The organism is Pseudoxanthomonas sp. GM95, assembly GCF_900109775.1.
GTDB lineage: Bacteria > Pseudomonadota > Gammaproteobacteria > Xanthomonadales > Xanthomonadaceae > Pseudoxanthomonas_A.
This window is the reverse complement of sequence record NZ_FOAX01000001.1, coordinates 127,669-145,233: the sequence shown is the minus strand read 5'-3', so window position 1 is coordinate 145,233 and position 17,565 is coordinate 127,669. Positions and strand designations below refer to the sequence as shown.

Sequence of the window (17,565 nt, the reverse complement as noted above, 5' to 3'; positions counted from 1 at the left end):
CACCAGCTTAGCCGCAGCGCGCAACGGCGGCCGGACGATCGGCGACTATCCTTGGGGCCATGTCCGCCGAACCCGCCGCCGCCCCGCTCGCCCTGCCCCCACCGCGCCGCGCCCTGGTGGGCTGGCGGCTGCTGGCGCTGTTCTACGACCTATGGCCGGTGCTGGCGCTGTGGATGCTGGTCTCGACCGCGTTCACCCTGGGCTACACCTATCTGGGCCACCACGACAGCCACCAGAACATCGCGCCGTTCAGTGTGCTGCAGTGGCTCTTGTGGCTGGTCTGCTGGGCGATCGCAGGGCTGTACGCGACGATCAGCTGGCGCCGCGGCGGCCAGACGCTGGGCATGCGGCCGTGGCGAATTTCGGTGATCGGCCTGCACGAGGCACGGCCTTCATGGCGTGCGCTTTGGCTGCGCTACGCGGTCGGCACGGCCTCGCTGCTGTGCGCGGGACTGGGCTTCTGGTGGGCGTGGTTCGACCGCGATCGCCTGACCTGGCACGACCGCCTCAGCGGCACGCGCCTGCAGCGCCGGCCCAAGCCAGCGCGCTGAAGCGCACTAACTACTGCGCCGTTTGAACAGCCAGTACGAGATCACCATCATCAGGATCGGCGTAGCCGTGTAGGCCAGGCGGTAATCCAGGCGCAGCGCCGCGCCCATGCGGCCGAACAGCAGCTGCAGCAGCCAGAACGCCAGCGCGAACATGATGCCCAGGAACAACCGCTTGCCCATGCCGCCGCTGCGCAGACTGCCGAAGGCGAACGGGATCGCCGCCAGGCACAGCGCCAGCACGTTCAGCGGATAGAACCAGCGGCCCCAGTAGATCTCTTCGTAATCGCGCGCATCCAGGCCGTTGCGCTGGCGATAGTCGATGCTGCGCCCCAGGTCGGCGGCCGACATGTAGCGCGGCTGGCCCAGGGTGGCGGCGAGCGCGGCCGGGTCCAGCTTGGACGCCCAGGTTTCCTGCGGCGCTTTTTCCTGCTGCACCGCGCGGTCGCCGAAGGTTGTGCGCAGCACGTCCTTGAGGATCCAGCTGTCGGTGGCATGGGTCGCGGTCGCCGCATGGGTGATCGAGGCCAGCCGGCCCTCGGCGTCGAGCTTGTACAGGCGCACGTCCTGCAGGACCAGCTGCGCCTGGTCGTTGACCACCACCTGATCGCCGTTGGCGGCATTGAGGAACACGTCGCCCTCGCGCGCCCACAGGCTGGCATAGCGGCCGCGGGCCACGTCGCCGTACTTGGCGTTGGCCTTGAGGTTGTCGGCCTGGGTCTGGCCCCAGGCGCCGGCGGTTTCCATCACCACGACCATGCCGGCGGTGAGGATCGCCAGGGCCACGGCCACCGACAGGCTCAGCCGGCGCCGCGACAGGCCCAGCGCGCGCAACGCGGTCAGCTCTGAACTGGCGGCCAGTTGGCCCAGGCCCATCAGCGCGCCGATCACCGCCGCGGTGGGAAACAGCGTGTAGGCACGGCGCGGAATCGTATAGGCGACGAAGGCCACCGCATGGACGAAGGTGAAGTTGCCGCGGCCCACTTCGCGCAGCTGGCCGGAAATGCCGTTGGTGACATCCAGCCCCAGCAGTACTGCCCAGACCAGCAGCACCGTGCCCAGCACGATCTTGCCCACGTAGACATCGTGGATGCGCGGGGTGAAGCGGATCATGCGCGCGCTCCCTTGCGGCGCGGCAGGCGGCCGTCACGGCCGTAGGCCCACACGCCCAGCACCAGCAGCGGCAGGCTCAGCCACCACAGGCCGACCATCGGCGGCAGCTTGCCGTTGGTGAGCCACTGGGTGCCGTTGATCATCATCAAGGTGGCGACCAGGTAGCCCAGGAAGCCCAGCATCACCCGTCCATAGCGCGACTGGCGCGGCGCGCTGCGCGCCAGCGGCAGGGTCAGCAGGGCGAAAGCCAGGCACAGCAGCGGCGGGGTGATGCGCGAATGCAGCTGCGCATTGGCCTCGGGCCGGTGGTCGCCGAACAGCTGCGTCGTCGGCAGCAGTTCCGGATCGTCGTCGGCCTTCTTGTCCTCGCGGTCCGGCAGGGCGATTTCGTTGCTGGCGTAGCGCATCAGGCGGTAATCCTTGCCTTCGCCGGTCGGGCCCTCGACCCGGAACCCGTCGTTGAGCTGCAGGAAGCGCGAGACTTCGCCCTCGAAAAACATCTTGCCGGTCTTGGCCGTCACCACATCCAGCCGATCGTCCTGCTGGCGCTGCATGAACACCTTGCTCAGGTTGCGGCCGTCGGGCGACATGCCATCGACATAGACCACGCCGCCGTTACTGAGCACGGTGAAGCGGCCCGGCTCCAAGCCGGCCAGGATCAGCGAGCGGTTGGCCTGGTTGATCATGTTCTGGCTGATCCGCCCGGCCAGCGGACCAGCCCACAGCGAGATCACGCCCACCAGGATCACGATCGGCACCACCAGCATCAGCAGGGGGCGCAGCATGCGCTTGGGGCCAACGCCGATCGAGGTCAGCACCGGCATCTCCGAATCGCGGTACAGGCGGGCAATGGCCAGCATCAGGCCCAGCATCAGCGACAGCGACAGGATCAGCGGCAGGTAGGCGATGGCCAGCAGGCCCAGCTGGGACAGCAGCAGGCCCGCCGGCAGCTTGCCGTCGGCCACGTCGCCCAGCACATCCACCAGCAGACCACCCAGGCTGACCACCAGCAACACCATCAGTGCGGCCAGGAAACTCTGGGTGAATTCAGTGAACAGGTAGCGGTCCAGCTTCGGCATCGGGGAGGGGTTGCCTTACAATTGCAGGTTCGAGTGCCGGTGCGCGTACAGCGCGGACCGAGGCTGAGCCGGGACATCCAGCATCGCGGCGGCCGGGGATTGTACGTAACTGCTGGTGAAACCGACCCACACGGAATCTGCGCAATGGCCCTGGAATTCACCCTGAACCACGACACCCCCACCGCTGCGGCGGTCGACTGCCTGGTGGTGGGCGTCTACGCGGACAAGTCCCTCAGCGCCGCGGCCAAGGCCGTGGACGAGGCCAGCGGCGGCCGCCTGAGCGCGCTGGTCCAGCGCGGCGACGCCCCCGGCCGCAGCGGCCGCACCACCGCCCTGTACGACCTGCCGGGCGTCACCGCCCCGCGCGTGCTGGTGGTCGGGCTGGGCGACGCGGCCAAGTTCAACGTACCGACCTATCTCAAGGCCGTAGGCGAGACCGCCCGCGCCCTGAAGGACAGCGCCGCCACCAGCGCCCTGGTCACCCTGACCGAGCTGGACGTGCCCAGCCGCGACGCCGCCTGGGCGATCCGCCAGGCCGTGGCCGCCACCCAGCACGCCACCTACCGCTACACCGCGACCCTGGGCAAGAAGAAGCCGGAAAGCCAGGCCCTGGCCAAGGTCGCCTTCAGCGGCACCGATGAAGACGCCCTGTCGCAGGGCATCGCCATCGCCGCCGGCGTCACCTTCACCCGCGAGCTGGGCAACCTGCCGCCCAACGTCTGCACCCCGGCCTACCTGGCCCAGCAGGCGCAGGAATTCGTCGCTGCCCACGACGGCGCCGAGGCCGAGATCCTGGAAGACGCGCAGATGGAAGCCCTCGGCATGGGCTCGCTGCTGGCCGTCGCCCGCGGCTCGGCCAACCGCCCGCGCCTGATCGTGCTCAAGTGGAACGGCGCCGCCGATGCGGCCGCCAAGCCCTACGTGCTGGTCGGCAAGGGCATCACCTTCGATACCGGCGGCGTCAACCTGAAGACCCAGGGCGGCATCGAGGAAATGAAATACGACATGTGCGGTGGCGCCACGGTGCTGGGCACCTTCGTCGCGGCCGTCGGACTCAAATTACCGCTCAACCTGATCGTGGTCGTGCCGGCGGTGGAAAACGCCATCGACGGCAACGCCTATCGCCCGTCCGACGTGATCACCTCCATGTCCGGCCGCACCATCGAAGTCGGCAACACCGACGCCGAAGGCCGTCTGATCCTGTGCGATGCGCTGACCTACGCCGAGCGCTTCAAGCCGGCCGCGCTGGTCGACGTGGCGACACTCACCGGCGCCTGCATGGTCGCCCTGGGCCGCCACGCCGCGGGCCTGATGAGCAAGCACGACGACCTGAGCGACGAGCTGCTCTCAGCCGGCGAGCACGTCTACGACCGCGCCTGGCGCCTGCCGCTGTGGGACGAATACCAGGCCTCGCTGGAATCGACCTTCGCCGACGTCTACAACATCGGCGGCCGCTGGGGCGGCGCGATCACCGCCGGCTGCTTCCTGGCGCGCTTCACAGAAGGCCAGCGCTGGGCGCATCTGGACATCGCCGGCGTGGCCAACGATGAAGGCAAGCGCGGGATGGCCACCGGCCGCCCGGTGAACCTGCTGGCGCAGTGGCTGCTGGATCGCGCGGCCTGAGGCCGCGCGTCCAGACCGGCTCTCGCCGATGCGTGCCGATTTCTATCTGATCGCCAAGCCGCGCTTCCTCGAAGCGCCGCTCAACCTGGTCTGCGAGCTGACCAAGAAGTGCTACGGCACCGGCCAGTTCACCGTGATCCTCGCCCGCGACCTGGAACAGGCCGAGGAGATCGACGAGCTGCTGTGGGCGTTCGAGGACGATGCCTACATCCCGCACCAGATCGCCGGCACCGACGACGAGGACGAAGTCACGCCGGTGCTGATCGTCACCCCGGACGTGGAGACCCCGCAGCGTCCGCTCGCGATCAACCTGCGTGACGGCGCCTACGCCGGCACCTGCGAGCGAGTGCTGGAAGTGGTGCCGGCCGATCCGGCCGCGCGCGAACCGCTGCGCGAGCGCTGGCGCCAGTACCAGGCGCGCGGCTTTGCGGTGAACAAGCACGACATGTAAGCCCCAGCGTACCCGCCTGCGCGGGAACGCCCGCGATCCCCGCATGGGGATCGCATCGCACGCCCCCATCTCATTCACGCGCCCTGCCTTACGCAGCGACGACGAAGACGACACACCGCCATGACCGAACCGCTCGCCTCCAGCTACGACCCGAAAGCCTTCGAAACGCGCCTGTACGCGCAGTGGGAGGGCAGCGGCGCGTTCAAGCCGACCGGCACCGGCACGCCGTACACCATCCTGCTGCCGCCGCCGAACGTCACCGGCACGCTGCACATGGGCCACGCCTTCCAGCACACGCTGATGGACGCGCTGGTGCGCTACCACCGCATGCGCGGCTACGACACGCTGTGGCAGATGGGCACCGACCACGCCGGCATCGCCACCGAGATGGTGGTGACCCGCAACATGGCGGCCGAGGGCAAGGGCGAGACCCGCGATTCGCTGGGCCGCGAAGGCTTCATCAACAAGGTGTGGGAATGGAAGGCGCAATCCGGCGACACCATCGAGCGCCAGATGCGCCGGCTGGGCGCCTCGGGCGACTGGTCGCGCAGCACCTTCACCATGGACCCGCAGCCGTCCGAAGCGGTCAATGAAGCCTTCATCCGCTGGTTCGAGCAGGGCCTGATCTACCGCGGCCAGCGCCTGGTCAACTGGGATCCGGTGCTGAAGACGGCGATCTCCGACCTGGAAGTGGAGAACGTCGAGGAAGACGGTTTCCTGTGGTCGATCCGCTATCCGCTGGCCGATGGCGTGACCTACGAGCACGTCGAGCACGATGCCGACGGCAACGAGATCCTGCGCGAGGTGCGCGATTACCTGGTCGTGGCGACCACGCGCCCGGAGACCATGCTCGGCGACACCGCCGCGATGGTCCATCCGGAAGACCCGCGCTATGCGGCGCTGATCGGCAAATCGGTGGCGCTGCCGCTGAGCAGCCGCACGATTCCGGTGATCGCCGACGATTACGTGGACCGCGCGTTCGGCACCGGCGTGGTCAAGGTGACGCCGGCGCACGATTTCAACGACTACCAGGTGGGCGTGCGGCACGACCTGCCTATGATCAACCTGTTCACCACCACCGCCACGCTCAACGACAACGCCCCGCACAAATACCAGGGCCTGGATCGTTACGTGGCGCGCAAGGAAGTGCTGGCCGATCTGGAAGCGCTGGAGCTGCTGGTCGAAACCAAGCCGCACAAGCTGCAGGTGCCGCGTGGCGACCGCACCGGCCAGGTGATCGAGCCGTACCTGACCGACCAGTGGTTCGTGAAGATGGACGGCCTGGCCAAGCGCGGCCTGGAGCGCTTCGAGCAGGGCGACATCCAGTTCGTCCCGCCGAACTGGATCAACACCTACCGCCACTGGATGGAGAACATCCAGGACTGGTGCATCAGCCGCCAGCTGTGGTGGGGCCATCGCATCCCGGCGTGGTACGACGAGGCCGGCAAGTGCTATGTCGGCCGCGACGAAGCGCAGGTGCGCGTCGAACACGGCATCGCCGATGACGTGGTGCTGACCCAGGACAGCGACGTGCTGGAGACCTGGTTCTCCTCGCAGCTGTGGCCGTTCTCCACCCTGGGCTGGCCGAACGAGGCCGCGATGGAAGAGCGCGGCTTCGGCCGTTACCTGCCCTCGGACGTGCTGGTCACCGGCTTTGACATCATCTTCTTCTGGGTGGCGCGCATGGTCATGGCCACCGACAGCTTCACCGGGCAGGTGCCGTTCAAGGACGTCTACATCACCGGCCTGATCCGCGATGCGCAGGGCCAGAAGATGTCCAAGTCCAAGGGCAACGTGCTGGACCCGCTGGACATCATCGACGGCATCAGCCTGGACGACCTGGTCGCCAAGCGCACCGGCGGCCTGATGCAGCCCAAGATGGCCGAGAAGATCGAGCGCGCCACGCGCAAGGAATTCCCGGACGGCATCGCCGCGCATGGCGCCGACGCGCTGCGCTTCACCATCGCGGCGCTGGCCAGCCACGGCCGCGACATCAAGTTCGACCTCGCCCGTGCCGAGGGCTACAAGAATTTCTGCAACAAGCTGTGGAACGCCACCCGTTTCGTGCTGATGAACACCGATGGCGCGCGCTTCAGCGGCGCGCCGACGCCGGTGACCGACGCGGAGAAGTGGATCCTGGCCGGTCTGGCGCGCGTCAGCGAGGAAGCGGCGAACCACTTCGCCGCCTACCGCTTCGACCTGCTCTCGCAGGCGCTGTACGAATTCGCCTGGAACCAGTTCTGCGACTGGTTCGTCGAGCTGGCCAAGCCGGCGCTCAACGGCACCGATGCCGCGGCCGCCGACAGCACCCGCCACACTCTGCTTTACGTGCTGGAGCAGCTGCTGCGCCTGCTGCATCCGCTGACCCCGTTCGTCACCGAGGAACTGTGGCAGCAGGTCGCCCCGCGCGTGGGTGTGGATGCGGCCAGCATCTCGTTGCAGGCCTATCCGACCGCCGAGACGCTGGACGCCGGCGCCTACGCCCAGGCCGAAGCCGACGTGGAATGGCTCAAGTCCATGGTCAGCGCGCTGCGTCGCGTGCGCAGCGAACTGGGCGTATCGCCGGGCAAGTCGGTCGCGCTGCTGCTGCAGGGCGGCGGCGGCAACGACAAGCCGCGCGTGGCACGTTTCGCCTCGCAGCTGCAGTCGCTACTCAAGCTGGAATCGATCACCTGGCTCGATGGCAACGAGGCACCCGCCTCGGCCGCAGCCGTGGTCGGCGAGCTGCGCCTGCTGGTGCCGCTGGAAGGCCTGGTCGACCTGGACGCCGAGCGCGCGCGCCTGGACAAGGAGATCGCCAAGGTCGCCAGCGAACGCGAAAAGAGCGAGACCAAGCTGGCCAAGTTCAGCGACAAGGTGCCGCCGGCCGTGGTTGAGCAGGAACGGGCCCGACTGGTCGACTGGACCACGCAGCTGACCGCCCTGCAGGAACAGCGCGCCAAGCTGTAAGGCCTGTCCTGGCAGCGACGATCGCCATCGTCGCTGTCGCTGTTGTGGGAGCCACTTCAGTGGCGATGAAGCTTTCCCGATAAAGCGCCATCGCTGCTGAAGCCGCTCCCACACACGCATTCGCAGTCTTTCGTCCGCCGCCTCCGAACTCGCCCATGCCGCTCAGCATCTTCTGACTGGTCCTGTTCGCCGCGTTGATGCACGCGAGCTGGAACGCGATCGTCAAGGGCGCGCCGGACAAGCTGATGACCACGGTGCTGGTCAGCGGCTTCGCCGCGTTGATCGCCGCGTGCGTGCTGCCCTTTTTGCCGCCACCGGACGCGGCGAGCTGGCCGTTCCTGATCGTCTCGCCGCTGCTGCAGGCGCTGTACTTTGCCCTGGTGGCGCGCTGTTACCAGGTCGCGGACATGAGCCAGGCCTACCCCCTGATGCGCGGCGCGGCGCCATTGCTGGTCGCCGTCGTCGGCGCACTGTGGCTGGGCGAACATCTCGGCACGCTGGCCTGGATCGGCATCGCCGTGGTCTGCCTCGGCGTGCTGGCGATGGCACTGGGAAGCGGCCGCCTGCACCACGCCGCGCTGCCACTGTTCAACGCCGCGATCATCGCCAGCTACACCTTGCTGGATGCGGCCGGCGCGCGCCGCTCCGGCCACGCGCTGAGCTACACGCTGTGGCTGTTCGCGCTGACCGCACTGCCGCTGCTGGGCTGGGCCCTGATCGCCCAGCGCGCGCGTTTCGTTGCCCAGCTGCGGGCCAACGCCGGGCGCGGGATGGCTGGCGGCATCGGCACGCTGCTGTCCTACAGCCTGGCGCTGTGGGCGATGACCCAGGCGCCGGTCGCGCTAGTCGCGGCATTGCGCGAAAGCGCGATCCTGTTCGGCCTGGGGATCTCGGCATTGCTGCTGAAGGAACGTCCGCCGCGTCGCCGGCTCGCCGCCGCCGGCGTGATCGCGATAGGCGTAGTCGTCCTGCGGCTCGCTTGATGCCGGTGAAACAGGTGCGTCTGCCCGCCTGCGTCGTTCTCACTCCACCGGATAATGGCGGATCCGACAAGCCTTCGGATCTCCGTCGTTTTTGCAGGTGCCATCGAGATATTGGTAGCGCATCCGCACCTGTTGCCCAGGTTTTGGCCATCGATTTCGTGGCAATGTGCTCTGGTAGTCAGCACTCTCAGGGATGAAGTCAATCACCTGACCAACGGCTGGACATTCAGTCACAGCTGGCCCCGCATTGACCTGTAAAACCCGCGCTTTGAGCATTGGAGTAGGCTGTTCGCGAATTGCTTGGATCTGCACGTGCAAGCGGCAGATTTGCCAAGTCGCCGCGTAACCCGCTGACATCGGAACGAAAAAAACAGCCATCAAAAACACAAGCCGCGCAGGACCGTTCATTCATGCGTTCCTCGAATGATTTATTGGTTTACTCAACATGTAGCCCGGAACAAAAACCGCACTCTGACGCCGGCCTTTTTTACTGCGCTTACAGCGGCGGCATCCGGTCGATCTCGCCGTCGACCAATTCGATCGCCATCACGATCGCGTCCTCGCGGCCGTCGTGCGACGGGTAGTAACGCGGGCGCCGGCCGATCTCGTTGAAGCCTTCGCTGTGATACAGCGCGATGGCGTGCGGATTGGACGGCCGCACTTCCAGGAACACGCGCTCGGCTTTTCGGTCGCGGGCGCCCTGCACCAGCGCCCGCAGCAGGTAGCGGCCCAGGCCGCGGCCCTGGCGCTCGGGCGCCACGCAGACGTTGAGGATGTGGGCCTCGTCCACGGCCACGCTGACCACGCCGTAGCCGATCGGCAGGCCGCGCTCCAGCAGCAGCCAGGCCGGATATCCGGCGGTCAGGCAGTCGCGGAAGATCCCGCGCGTCCACGGGAACGGATAGGCGCGCAGTTCGATCGCCATGACCTCGTCCAGGTCCGCCTCGCGCATCGGGCGCAAGGTGGCGACGAAGCCGGCATCGGACTGCAGTGCGCTCATTGCGGCGCCTTGCGCAACGCGCGCAGGCGCGGCCACAGCGCGCGCTTGGCGGCCGGATTGCCGCGCAGCTCGGCCGCCGCCGGCCAGCTGGCGATGATCGCCGCGGCGTCGGGCGCATTCGGGTTCAGGCCCGAGGCGCGGATCACTTCGAAATGCAGGGTGTCGTGCAGACGCGCCCCGGCGCGACGTGGCGGTGCCGGACGACGCGGGGCCTCGGCCTGCGCTTCGACCGGCGCAGGCGGTGCGGGACGCCGGGCGACGGGCGGCGCCGATTCGCGCGGCAGCGGCAGGGGACGGGCGGGACGCGGCTCGGCCGCGCGCATCGGCGGCGCAGCGCTTTCAGCAACCGGCAGGCTGCCCGGCACCCAGACCGTGTGGCCCAGCGCCTGCAGCCAGCCGTGCTGTTCCTCGGTCCAGAGCGGGCCGCCGTCCAGACTCATGCCACCGCGCCCTTGCGGCTCCAGCGGTTCCACAGCGCCATGGCCGGCCCGGACAGCGCGTACAGCACGCCCACGACCAGCAGCGTGCGCGGGCGATCGATCACCAGGATCGCGATCACCACCGGCACCAGCACCACCAGCAGGAACGGCACGCGATCGGCCTTGGCCCCGCCCTTGCCGGTGCCCTTGAAGCTCCAGAAGCGGATCCGGCTGACCATCAGCAGCGCGGCCACGATGGTGACGCCCAGCGCCACGTAGCGCAGCTGCTCGCCGGTCCAGTCCAGCTTGCCGTCGGAGAACGCCCAGACGAAGGACATCATCAGCCCCGCCGCGGCCGGGCTGGCCAGGCCGATGAACCAGCGCTTGTCGACCACGCCCACCTGGGTGTTGAAGCGCGCCAGGCGCAGCGCCGCGCAGGCCGCATACAGGAAGGCCACCGCCCAGCCGACCCGGCCGACGGTCTCGCCATCGAGCTTCAGGGAGGACAGCGACCAGTAGTACATCACCAGCGCCGGGGCCAGGCCGAAGCTGACCAGGTCGGCCAGCGAGTCGTACTGCACGCCGAACTCGCTGCTGGTGCCGGTCAGGCGCGCCACGCGCCCATCCACGCCGTCCATCAGGCCGGCCACGAACACGGCAATCGCCGCGGACACGAATTCGCCATTGGACGCGGCGATGATCGCGTAGAAGCCGGAAAACAGCCCGGCGGTGGTGAACAGATTGGGCAGCAAATACATGCCGCGGGCCCGCTTGGGCTGGGGAAGCTCGCTCATTGCGTCAGTTTAGCCTCGCCAAGGGCCGAAGGCGGGGGGTGCAGGCGCGACAACGATTCCAGCTTGCCTCCAACCGGCCGGGGTGCTGCAATCGGCGCCGATGCGACATCTGATGCGGAGCCCGTCCATGCGCCTGTCCACCTGCTTGATCCTCTCGGCCCTGCTGGCCTCCCCGCTGGCCTGCGCCCAGAGCATGTACCAGTGGAAGGACGCCCAGGGCGTGACCCACTACTCGGACGTGCCACCGCCCAAGTCCAACCTGGAAGGCAAGCAGATCAACGCCGCCGACGCGATGGCCCGCGGCAGCGCCCCGGCGACCGCGCAGGCCGCCCCGGCCGAGAACGCGCAGTGCTCCAGCGCCCGGCTCAACCAGAAGATCCTCGCCAACTCCGCCCCGGTGCGGCAGATGGGCGCCGACGGCAAGCCCGGCGCGGTGCTGAGCGACAGCGAGCGCGCCGGCCAGCGCGACCTGGCCGATGCCGCGGTCAAGGCCTACTGCACCCCGGCGGCTCCGGCCGGCGCCGCGCCGCGCAACTAACACCATGCGCCTGGGCTGGGCGATCATGGCCGGCCTGCTGCTCGGCGGCGGGCTGTACTTCGCCATCGGCCGCGAGTCGCCCATCGCCCAACACGCCGGCAAACCCGCCACCGGTCAAGCACACAGCCCCCAAGGCCCGGCGCTGTATCGCTGGCACGACCAGGATGGCATCGTCCACATCACCGATGCCCCGCCGCCCAAGGGCCTGCCGTTTGAACGCATTCCGGTCGATCTGGGCCGCGAAAACCGCGTCGAAGTGAAGCGCTGACGCCACCGGATCACCACCCGATCCAACGCCCGGGCGCGGCAACTGGCAAAATGCCCGCTTTCCGCCAGCGATTTCCCACGATGCGCCTGTCGCAGTTCCACCTCCGCACCACCAAGGAAACCCCCGCCGACGCCGAGCTGGTCAGCCACCAGCTGATGCTGCGTGCCGGCATGATCCGCAAGCTCGCCTCGGGCCTGTACACCTGGGCGCCGCTGGGCCTGCGCGTGCTGCGCAAGGTCGAGGCCATCGTCCGCGAGGAAATGAACCGCGCCGGCGCGGTCGAGATGCTGATGCCGACGATCCAGCCGCGCGAGCTGTGGGAAGAAACCGGCCGCTGGGAGAAGTTCGGCCCGCAGCTGCTCAAGGTGAAGGATCGCAAGGAGCAGGAGTTCTGCTACTCGCCCACCGCCGAGGAAGTGGTCACCGATTTCGCCCGTAACGAGCTGTCCAGCTACAAGCAGCTGCCGGTGAACTTCTACCAGATCAACACCAAGTTCCGCGACGAGATCCGCCCGCGTTTCGGCGTGATGCGCGCGCGCGAGTTCCTGATGAAGGACGCCTACTCGTTCCACCTGGGCCATGACGACCTGGCGCGCGAATACCGCAACATGCATGCGGCCTACACGCGCATCTTCACCCGTCTGGGGCTGGAGTTCCGCTCGGTGCTGGCCGATACCGGCGCCATCGGCGGTGATGCCTCGCAGGAATTCCACGTGCTGGCCAAGTCGGGCGAGGACGCGCTGGCGTTCTCCACCGGCTCTGACTACGCGGCCAATGTCGAAGCGGCCGTGGCCGCCGATCCCGCGCCGCGCCCAGCCCCGGCCGAAGCGCTGCGCAAGATCGACACGCCCACGCAGAAGACCTGCGAAGCGGTGGCCGAGCTGATGGGCATCGCCCTGCAGCGCACGGTCAAGTCGGTGGCGACCATGACCCCGGCCGGTTTCGTGCTGGTGCTGGTGCGTGGCGACCACGCAGTCAACGAGATCAAGCTGGCCAAGGTCGCCGGCATGGCCGATTACCGCATGGCCACTGAAGCCGAGCTGGTCGATCACCTCGGCAGCCTGCCGGGTTTCCTCGGTCCGTTGAATGCGAAGAAGCCGATCCGCGTGGTCGCCGATCGCGACGTGGCGGCGATGGCCGATTTTGTCGTCGGCGCCAACGAGGCCGGTTTCCATATTGCCGGCGTCAACTGGGGCCGTGACCTGCCCGAAGCCGACGTGGCCGATATCCGCAATGTCATCGAGGGCGAGCGCGCCGCCGATGGTGGCGAAATCAAACTCGCCCGCGGCATCGAGGTCGGGCATATTTTCCAGCTCGGCCGCAAATATGCCGAAGCCCTCAAGGCCACCGTGCTGGATGAAAACGGCAAGGCGCAGGTCATGTCGATGGGCTGTTATGGCATCGGCGTGTCGCGCATCGTCGCGGCGGCCATCGAACAGAACCACGATGCCAACGGCATCATCTGGCCCGACGCGATGGCGCCGTGGCAGGTCGCGGTGTGCCTGATCAATCCCAAGCAGGACCCGGCGGTGATCGAAGCGGCGCAGTCGCTGCTGGCCGAACTGCAGGCGGCCGGTTTCGATGCGGCGCTGGACGACCGCGGCCTGCGCCCCGGCCAGATGTTTGCCGATATCGAGCTGATCGGCATCCCGCACCGGATCGTGGTCTCCGAGCGCGGCGTGGCCGCCGGCACGTTCGAATACCGCGCCCGTCGCGCCGAAGCGGCGGAAAACCTGGAGAAAGCCGAACTGTTCCAGCGCCTGCGCGCGGGCTGAAACCTTTCGGGAATCCATAGGGAAAAGGCCGGCATTGCCGGCCTTTTCTTTTGTCAGTTAATCCACAGGGTTTGTATCGGGTAACTAAACTAGATTAGGATCGGCCCACTCCGCCAGGGAATGGCCCCACTTTCTTCTTCCACATTCGGAGTTATTCGATGTCGATTGATCTTTCCGGCCTGTCTCCCAAAGAACTCGCCTCGCTCATCACCCAGGCGCAGAAACGACAGACGGTGATCTCCAAGCGCACGCCGATCACCAAGGTGCGCAGCCGCATCCTGAAGTTCGCCAAGTCCGAGGGTTACACCATCGAGGAGCTGTTCGGCGCTGCCGGCACCGCTGCCCCGACCCGTGGCAAGAAGGCCGCCGCCAAGAAGGCCAGCCCGACCGCCGGCCGCAAGCTGGGCAAGGTCGCGCCGAAATACCGCAACCCGGCCAACACCAAGGAAACCTGGACCGGCCGTGGCAAGCAACCGCGCTGGCTGGCCGCATACGTCGCCTCGGGCAAGAAGCCGGAGGAATTCCTGATCAAGCAGCCGAAGAAGTAATTCGCTTCGCACTTGAATCAGGAAAACAAGAACGCCGGCATTTGCCGGCGTTTTTTTTATTGCGCGCTTCAATGTGGTTTCGTTTCAAACTAACGGAACGATTCAAAGCGCCTTGCGCGCCGACACCAGCAGATTGCCGAACAACAAACCGGCCACCAGCGCCATCAGGATCTGCAGCACCACCAGCATCGTCGAATCGCTGCTGGGCGTTCCGCCCTGCACCAGCGCCATCAGCCCACGCAACGATGCGCTGCCGGGCACCAGCATGATGATGCCCGGCAGGCGGATCAGTGCACCGGGCCGGTTGAAACGCCGCGCGAAGAAATTGCCCAGCGCCGTCATCACCAGCGCCGACAGGAACAGGCCCACCGGGCTGCCCCAGGCCTTGCCCGCATAGCGCGAGATCAGATACCCGCAGATCGCCGCGCCCATCACCCACACATAATCGCGGCGATGCGCCTTGAACAGCACGGCGAAGGCATAACCGCTGACCACCAGCGCGCCCCACTCCACCCAGTCCGGCTGCGGCCGCAGCGCGCGCACTTCCGGATACAGGTCCAGCATCTGCGCCAGGGTCACCGCGATGATGCTGCCCACGGTGAGCTTGATCACCGTGGTCACCGCGCCTGCAAAGCGCGCCGTGCCCGAGACCCAGTGCTGGCTGGTCAGCTCGTTGAACGCATTGGTCAGCGTCATGCCCGGCAGCAGCACCACCAGCGAGGAAATGATCACCGTGTTGAGGTTGAGTGGCGCGATCAGGTTGGAGACCAGGATCGCCACCAGGCCAGCTACTAGCGAGGCGATCGCGTCGGAGGCCTCGCGCAGCTGCGGGCGACGGTCGCTGAGCTGGGACAACACGCCGATCAGCAGCCCGATCAACGCCGCGGTGGCGATATCCAGCCACGGAAGCCGCCACAGCCCGGCCACGCCGCCGGAAGCCAGGCCGAAGGCCAGGATCTGCTTGAGCCGGAAGCTGCGCGAAGGCAGCCGGTCCAGCGCGCGCAGGGCGACATGGCCTTCGGCCAGGGTCATCTCGCCGGCGGCCACCGATTCGGCAATGCGATCGGCCTCGCTGAGCTTGTGCAGGTCGTTCTCGCCCGGTGCCAGGCGGATCACGCGCGTGGTATCGCTGGCACCCAGCGCGCGCTTGGGATCGCTGAAGCTCAGGATCATCCCGGTCGGGTTGGACCAGGGCTCGCAATCCAAGCCCAGCCGCGCGGACAGGGCCAGGATGCTGCCCTCCAGGCGCTGGGCGGTGGTGCCGTAGCGATGCAGGCGCGCGGCGATCTCGCAGACGAAGGCGATGCGCTGGGCGTAGGTGGCGGGAGCGGGAGGACGGGGCATCGGCAGCCAACGAAAGTCAGCCGCTAGTGTAGGCGGCCGCGCGCGTTCTCCTACACTGGTGCGCTTGGCCTCCGTCCCAACCCGCGTGCAATGCCCATGTCGCTTGTCCTTTCCGCATGAACATCGGCCTGGGCGAAGCCATGGCGCTGGGCAGCGCCGCGACGTGGGCGTTCGGCGTGGTCCTGGCCCGCCAGCTGGGCAGCACCTTGCCGCCGGCGGCGCTGAACCTGTTCAAGAACGGCCTGGTGCTGATCGTGCTGACACCTCTGGCGCTGCTCAGCACGCACGGCCAACTGCCGACGCTGACCACCGCGCAGCTGGTGCTGTCGCTGGTCAGCGGCATCATGGGCATTGCGATTGCCGACACGCTGTACTTCCGCGCGCTCAACGAACTCGGCGCCGGGCGCATGGGCGTGGTCGGCAACCTCTACAGCCCGCTGGTGCTGGTGCTGGGCTTCGTGTTCCTCGGCGAACGGCTGGGCGCGTGGCAGTGGCTGGGCTTTGCCCTGGTCGCCGGCGGCGTGGTGCTGGTGGCGCGCCCACCCAAGCAGTGGCAGACCCATCCCAGCCACACCTTGCGCGGGGTGGTGATCGGGCTGGTCTCGATCGCGTTGATGGCCATTGCCATCGTCATGCTCAAGCGCGTGCTGGAAGCCCAGTCGCTGCTGTGGATCACCGTGCTGCGCCTGGCCGGTGCGGTGGGCGGGCTGTTGCTGCTGCGCGCCTGGCCGCGGATGCGGCGGCATTTCCATTTCGTCGCCGCGGCCGTGCCCTGGCCGCGCCTGGTGGTGGCCGCGCTGTGCGGGCAAGGCCTGTCGATGGTGCTGTGGTTGGGCGGCTACAAATACGCGCCGGCCGCGGTGGCGGCGATCCTCAATGAATCGGCCTCGGTGTTCCTGGTGATCCTGGGCGCGCTGTGGCTGCGCGAGCCGCTGGGACGGCGCGCCGTGGCCGGCGTTGCACTGACCTTCACCGGCATAGCCTGTATGCTCGCGGCCAGACCACTATGACGCCCGCCCAGACACAGCCCGAGGTCCGCATCGACCCGGCCGAGCCCACGCGGGCCCGGCTGCTGGGCAACTGGACCCTGTCCTGCGCGATGGACGTGGGCAAGCAGCTGCAGCGCATCCCCGAAGGAGCCCAGACCCTGGACGCCAGCGGCATCGGCCGGATCGATTCGGCCGGCGTGCTGGCCCTGCTGCGCCACGCCAACCGCCGCAACATCCCGCTGGAGAACCTGCTGTTCCGCCAGGACCACCAGGCGCTGGTCTCCAGCATCGAGGACGTGGTCGACGACCGGCCGAAGAAGAAGCGCGACCTCGGCTTCCTGGCCGCGCTCGGCCGCCTGGGCTACCAGGTGCAGGACAACGGCCGCGAAATCATGGCGCTGGTGAGCTTCACCGGCGAGAACCTCACCAAGCTGCTGCGGATCATCCACGAGCCCAAGCGCCTGCGCATCACCTCCACCGTGCACCACATGGAGCAGGTCGGGCTGGACGCACTGCCGCTGGTGGCCCTGCTCTCCTACCTGGTTGGCGCGGTGATCGCGTTCCTGGGTTCGACCATCCTGCGCGACTTCGGCGCGGAGATTTACGTGGTGGAGCTGGTGTCGATCGCGTTCCTGCGCGAGTTCGGCGTGCTGCTCACCGCGATCGTGCTGGCCGGACGCACCGCCAGCGCCTTCACTGCGCAGATCGGCGCGATGAAGAGCCGCGAGGAGGTCGACGCCATCCGCACCCTGGGCCTGGACCCGATCGACCTGCTGGTGATCCCGCGCCTGATCGCGCTGCTGGTGACCCTGCCGATGCTGACCTTCGTGGCCATGATGGCCGGCCTGGCCGGCGGCATCACCGTCGGCGCGTTCGACTTGGGGATTCCGCCGCAGCAGTACATCGCGCGCCTGCACGACACCATCCAACTCAAGCACATGCTGGTCGGCCTGGTGAAGGCGCCGGTGTTTGCCATGGTGATCGGCCTGATCGGCTGCCTGGAAGGCCTGCAGGTGGAAGGCACCGCGCAGTCGGTGGGCGAACGCACCACCTCCAGCGTCGTGCAGTGCATCTCGCTGGTGATCATCCTGGATGCCTTCGCCGCACTGTGGTTCATGCAGGTGGGTTGGTGAACGCCGCGCTC

At 67.7% G+C, this 17,565-nt stretch carries 18 protein-coding genes; 11 read left to right on the top strand and 7 right to left on the bottom strand.

Features of this window, described 5'->3' with window-relative positions; translation table 11 throughout:
• The first annotated feature begins 59 nt into the window (after positions 1-59).
• On the top strand, positions 60-551 hold the full coding sequence (locus BMZ17_RS00685) for an RDD family protein (RefSeq protein WP_093133870.1): 492 nt from the start codon (positions 60-62) through the stop codon (positions 549-551).
• 6 nt (positions 552-557) lie between these two features.
• On the opposite strand, the gene lptG is transcribed toward BMZ17_RS00685, so the two are convergent.
• Together lptG and lptF are read right to left on the bottom strand one after the other, a co-directional pair.
• Positions 558-1,661, bottom strand: a complete 1,104-nt coding sequence (gene lptG / locus BMZ17_RS00680) for an LPS export ABC transporter permease LptG (RefSeq protein ID WP_093133866.1) — start codon at positions 1,659-1,661, stop codon at positions 558-560.
• Complete coding sequence (lptF, locus tag BMZ17_RS00675; RefSeq protein WP_093133863.1) at positions 1,658-2,740, bottom strand: LPS export ABC transporter permease LptF; 1,083 nt, start codon at positions 2,738-2,740, stop codon at positions 1,658-1,660. Before lptF ends, lptG begins: the two co-directional genes overlap by 4 nt.
• A gap of 144 nt (positions 2,741-2,884) precedes the next feature.
• On the opposite strand from lptF, the gene BMZ17_RS00670 reads away from it, so the two are divergent.
• The 4 genes from BMZ17_RS00670 (at position 2,885) to BMZ17_RS00655 (ending at position 8,746) form a co-directional block, all read left to right on the top strand.
• On the top strand, positions 2,885-4,363 hold the full coding sequence (locus BMZ17_RS00670) for a leucyl aminopeptidase (RefSeq protein ID WP_093133860.1): 1,479 nt from the start codon (positions 2,885-2,887) through the stop codon (positions 4,361-4,363).
• Between the two features lie 28 nt (positions 4,364-4,391).
• Positions 4,392-4,814 (top strand): DNA polymerase III subunit chi, encoded by a 423-nt coding sequence (locus BMZ17_RS00665; protein WP_093133857.1) that lies wholly within the window; start codon positions 4,392-4,394, stop codon positions 4,812-4,814.
• A 120-nt stretch (positions 4,815-4,934) separates the two neighbouring features.
• A complete protein-coding gene (locus tag BMZ17_RS00660; protein WP_093133854.1) occupies positions 4,935-7,763 on the top strand; it encodes a valine--tRNA ligase in 2,829 nt (942 codons plus the stop codon).
• A 197-nt stretch (positions 7,764-7,960) separates the two neighbouring features.
• Positions 7,961-8,746 (top strand): EamA family transporter, encoded by a 786-nt coding sequence (locus BMZ17_RS00655; RefSeq protein WP_254775158.1) that lies wholly within the window; start codon positions 7,961-7,963, stop codon positions 8,744-8,746.
• Positions 8,747-8,785: 39 nt separating this feature from the next.
• Here the strand turns inward: BMZ17_RS00655 and BMZ17_RS00650 are convergent, their stop codons facing one another.
• The 4 genes from BMZ17_RS00650 to pssA all read right to left on the bottom strand — a co-directional run bounded on the left by BMZ17_RS00650 (position 8,786) and on the right by pssA (position 10,959).
• Positions 8,786-9,154: a hypothetical protein gene (locus BMZ17_RS00650; RefSeq protein WP_217645719.1), complete on the bottom strand. Its 369-nt coding sequence runs from the start codon at positions 9,152-9,154 to the stop codon at positions 8,786-8,788.
• An 88-nt stretch (positions 9,155-9,242) separates the two neighbouring features.
• Positions 9,243-9,746 carry a ribosomal protein S18-alanine N-acetyltransferase gene (rimI, locus tag BMZ17_RS00645; RefSeq protein ID WP_093133852.1) on the bottom strand — a complete coding sequence of 168 codons (504 nt, stop codon included), beginning with the start codon at positions 9,744-9,746 and terminating at the stop codon, positions 9,243-9,245.
• The gene (locus tag BMZ17_RS00640) at positions 9,743-10,186 is read right to left on the bottom strand and encodes a hypothetical protein (protein WP_093137963.1); all 444 of its coding nucleotides are present in this window, start codon (positions 10,184-10,186) and stop codon (positions 9,743-9,745) included. Before BMZ17_RS00640 ends, rimI begins: the two co-directional genes overlap by 4 nt.
• Positions 10,183-10,959, bottom strand: a complete 777-nt coding sequence (pssA, locus tag BMZ17_RS00635; RefSeq protein WP_093133849.1) for a CDP-diacylglycerol--serine O-phosphatidyltransferase — start codon at positions 10,957-10,959, stop codon at positions 10,183-10,185. The genes BMZ17_RS00640 and pssA overlap by 4 nt, the downstream gene beginning before the upstream one ends.
• A 127-nt stretch (positions 10,960-11,086) precedes the next feature.
• On the opposite strand from pssA, the gene BMZ17_RS00630 reads away from it, so the two are divergent.
• The 4 genes from BMZ17_RS00630 to BMZ17_RS00615 all read left to right on the top strand — a co-directional run bounded on the left by BMZ17_RS00630 (position 11,087) and on the right by BMZ17_RS00615 (position 14,088).
• Positions 11,087-11,497, top strand: a complete 411-nt coding sequence (locus BMZ17_RS00630; RefSeq protein ID WP_093133846.1) for a DUF4124 domain-containing protein — start codon at positions 11,087-11,089, stop codon at positions 11,495-11,497.
• Between the two features lie 4 nt (positions 11,498-11,501).
• Positions 11,502-11,765, top strand: a complete 264-nt coding sequence (locus tag BMZ17_RS00625; RefSeq protein ID WP_175485438.1) for a DUF4124 domain-containing protein — start codon at positions 11,502-11,504, stop codon at positions 11,763-11,765.
• 80 nt (positions 11,766-11,845) lie between these two features.
• Positions 11,846-13,540: a proline--tRNA ligase gene (locus tag BMZ17_RS00620; RefSeq protein ID WP_093133840.1), complete on the top strand. Its 1,695-nt coding sequence runs from the start codon at positions 11,846-11,848 to the stop codon at positions 13,538-13,540.
• A gap of 158 nt (positions 13,541-13,698) precedes the next feature.
• Positions 13,699-14,088, top strand: coding sequence for an H-NS histone family protein (locus BMZ17_RS00615; RefSeq protein ID WP_093133837.1), 390 nt, complete (start codon positions 13,699-13,701; stop codon positions 14,086-14,088).
• Positions 14,089-14,190: 102 nt separating this feature from the next.
• Here the strand turns inward: BMZ17_RS00615 and BMZ17_RS00610 are convergent, their stop codons facing one another.
• On the bottom strand, positions 14,191-15,432 hold the full coding sequence (locus tag BMZ17_RS00610; protein WP_093133834.1) for a threonine/serine exporter family protein: 1,242 nt from the start codon (positions 15,430-15,432) through the stop codon (positions 14,191-14,193).
• A gap of 116 nt (positions 15,433-15,548) precedes the next feature.
• Between BMZ17_RS00610 and BMZ17_RS00605 the strand changes: the two genes are divergently transcribed.
• Both BMZ17_RS00605 and BMZ17_RS00600 read left to right on the top strand, forming a co-directional pair.
• Positions 15,549-16,442 carry a DMT family transporter gene (locus BMZ17_RS00605; protein WP_093133831.1) on the top strand — a complete coding sequence of 298 codons (894 nt, stop codon included), beginning with the start codon at positions 15,549-15,551 and terminating at the stop codon, positions 16,440-16,442.
• Positions 16,439-17,554 carry an ABC transporter permease gene (locus tag BMZ17_RS00600; RefSeq protein ID WP_093133828.1) on the top strand — a complete coding sequence of 372 codons (1,116 nt, stop codon included), beginning with the start codon at positions 16,439-16,441 and terminating at the stop codon, positions 17,552-17,554. Before BMZ17_RS00605 ends, BMZ17_RS00600 begins: the two co-directional genes overlap by 4 nt.
• Positions 17,555-17,565 lie beyond the last annotated feature (11 nt).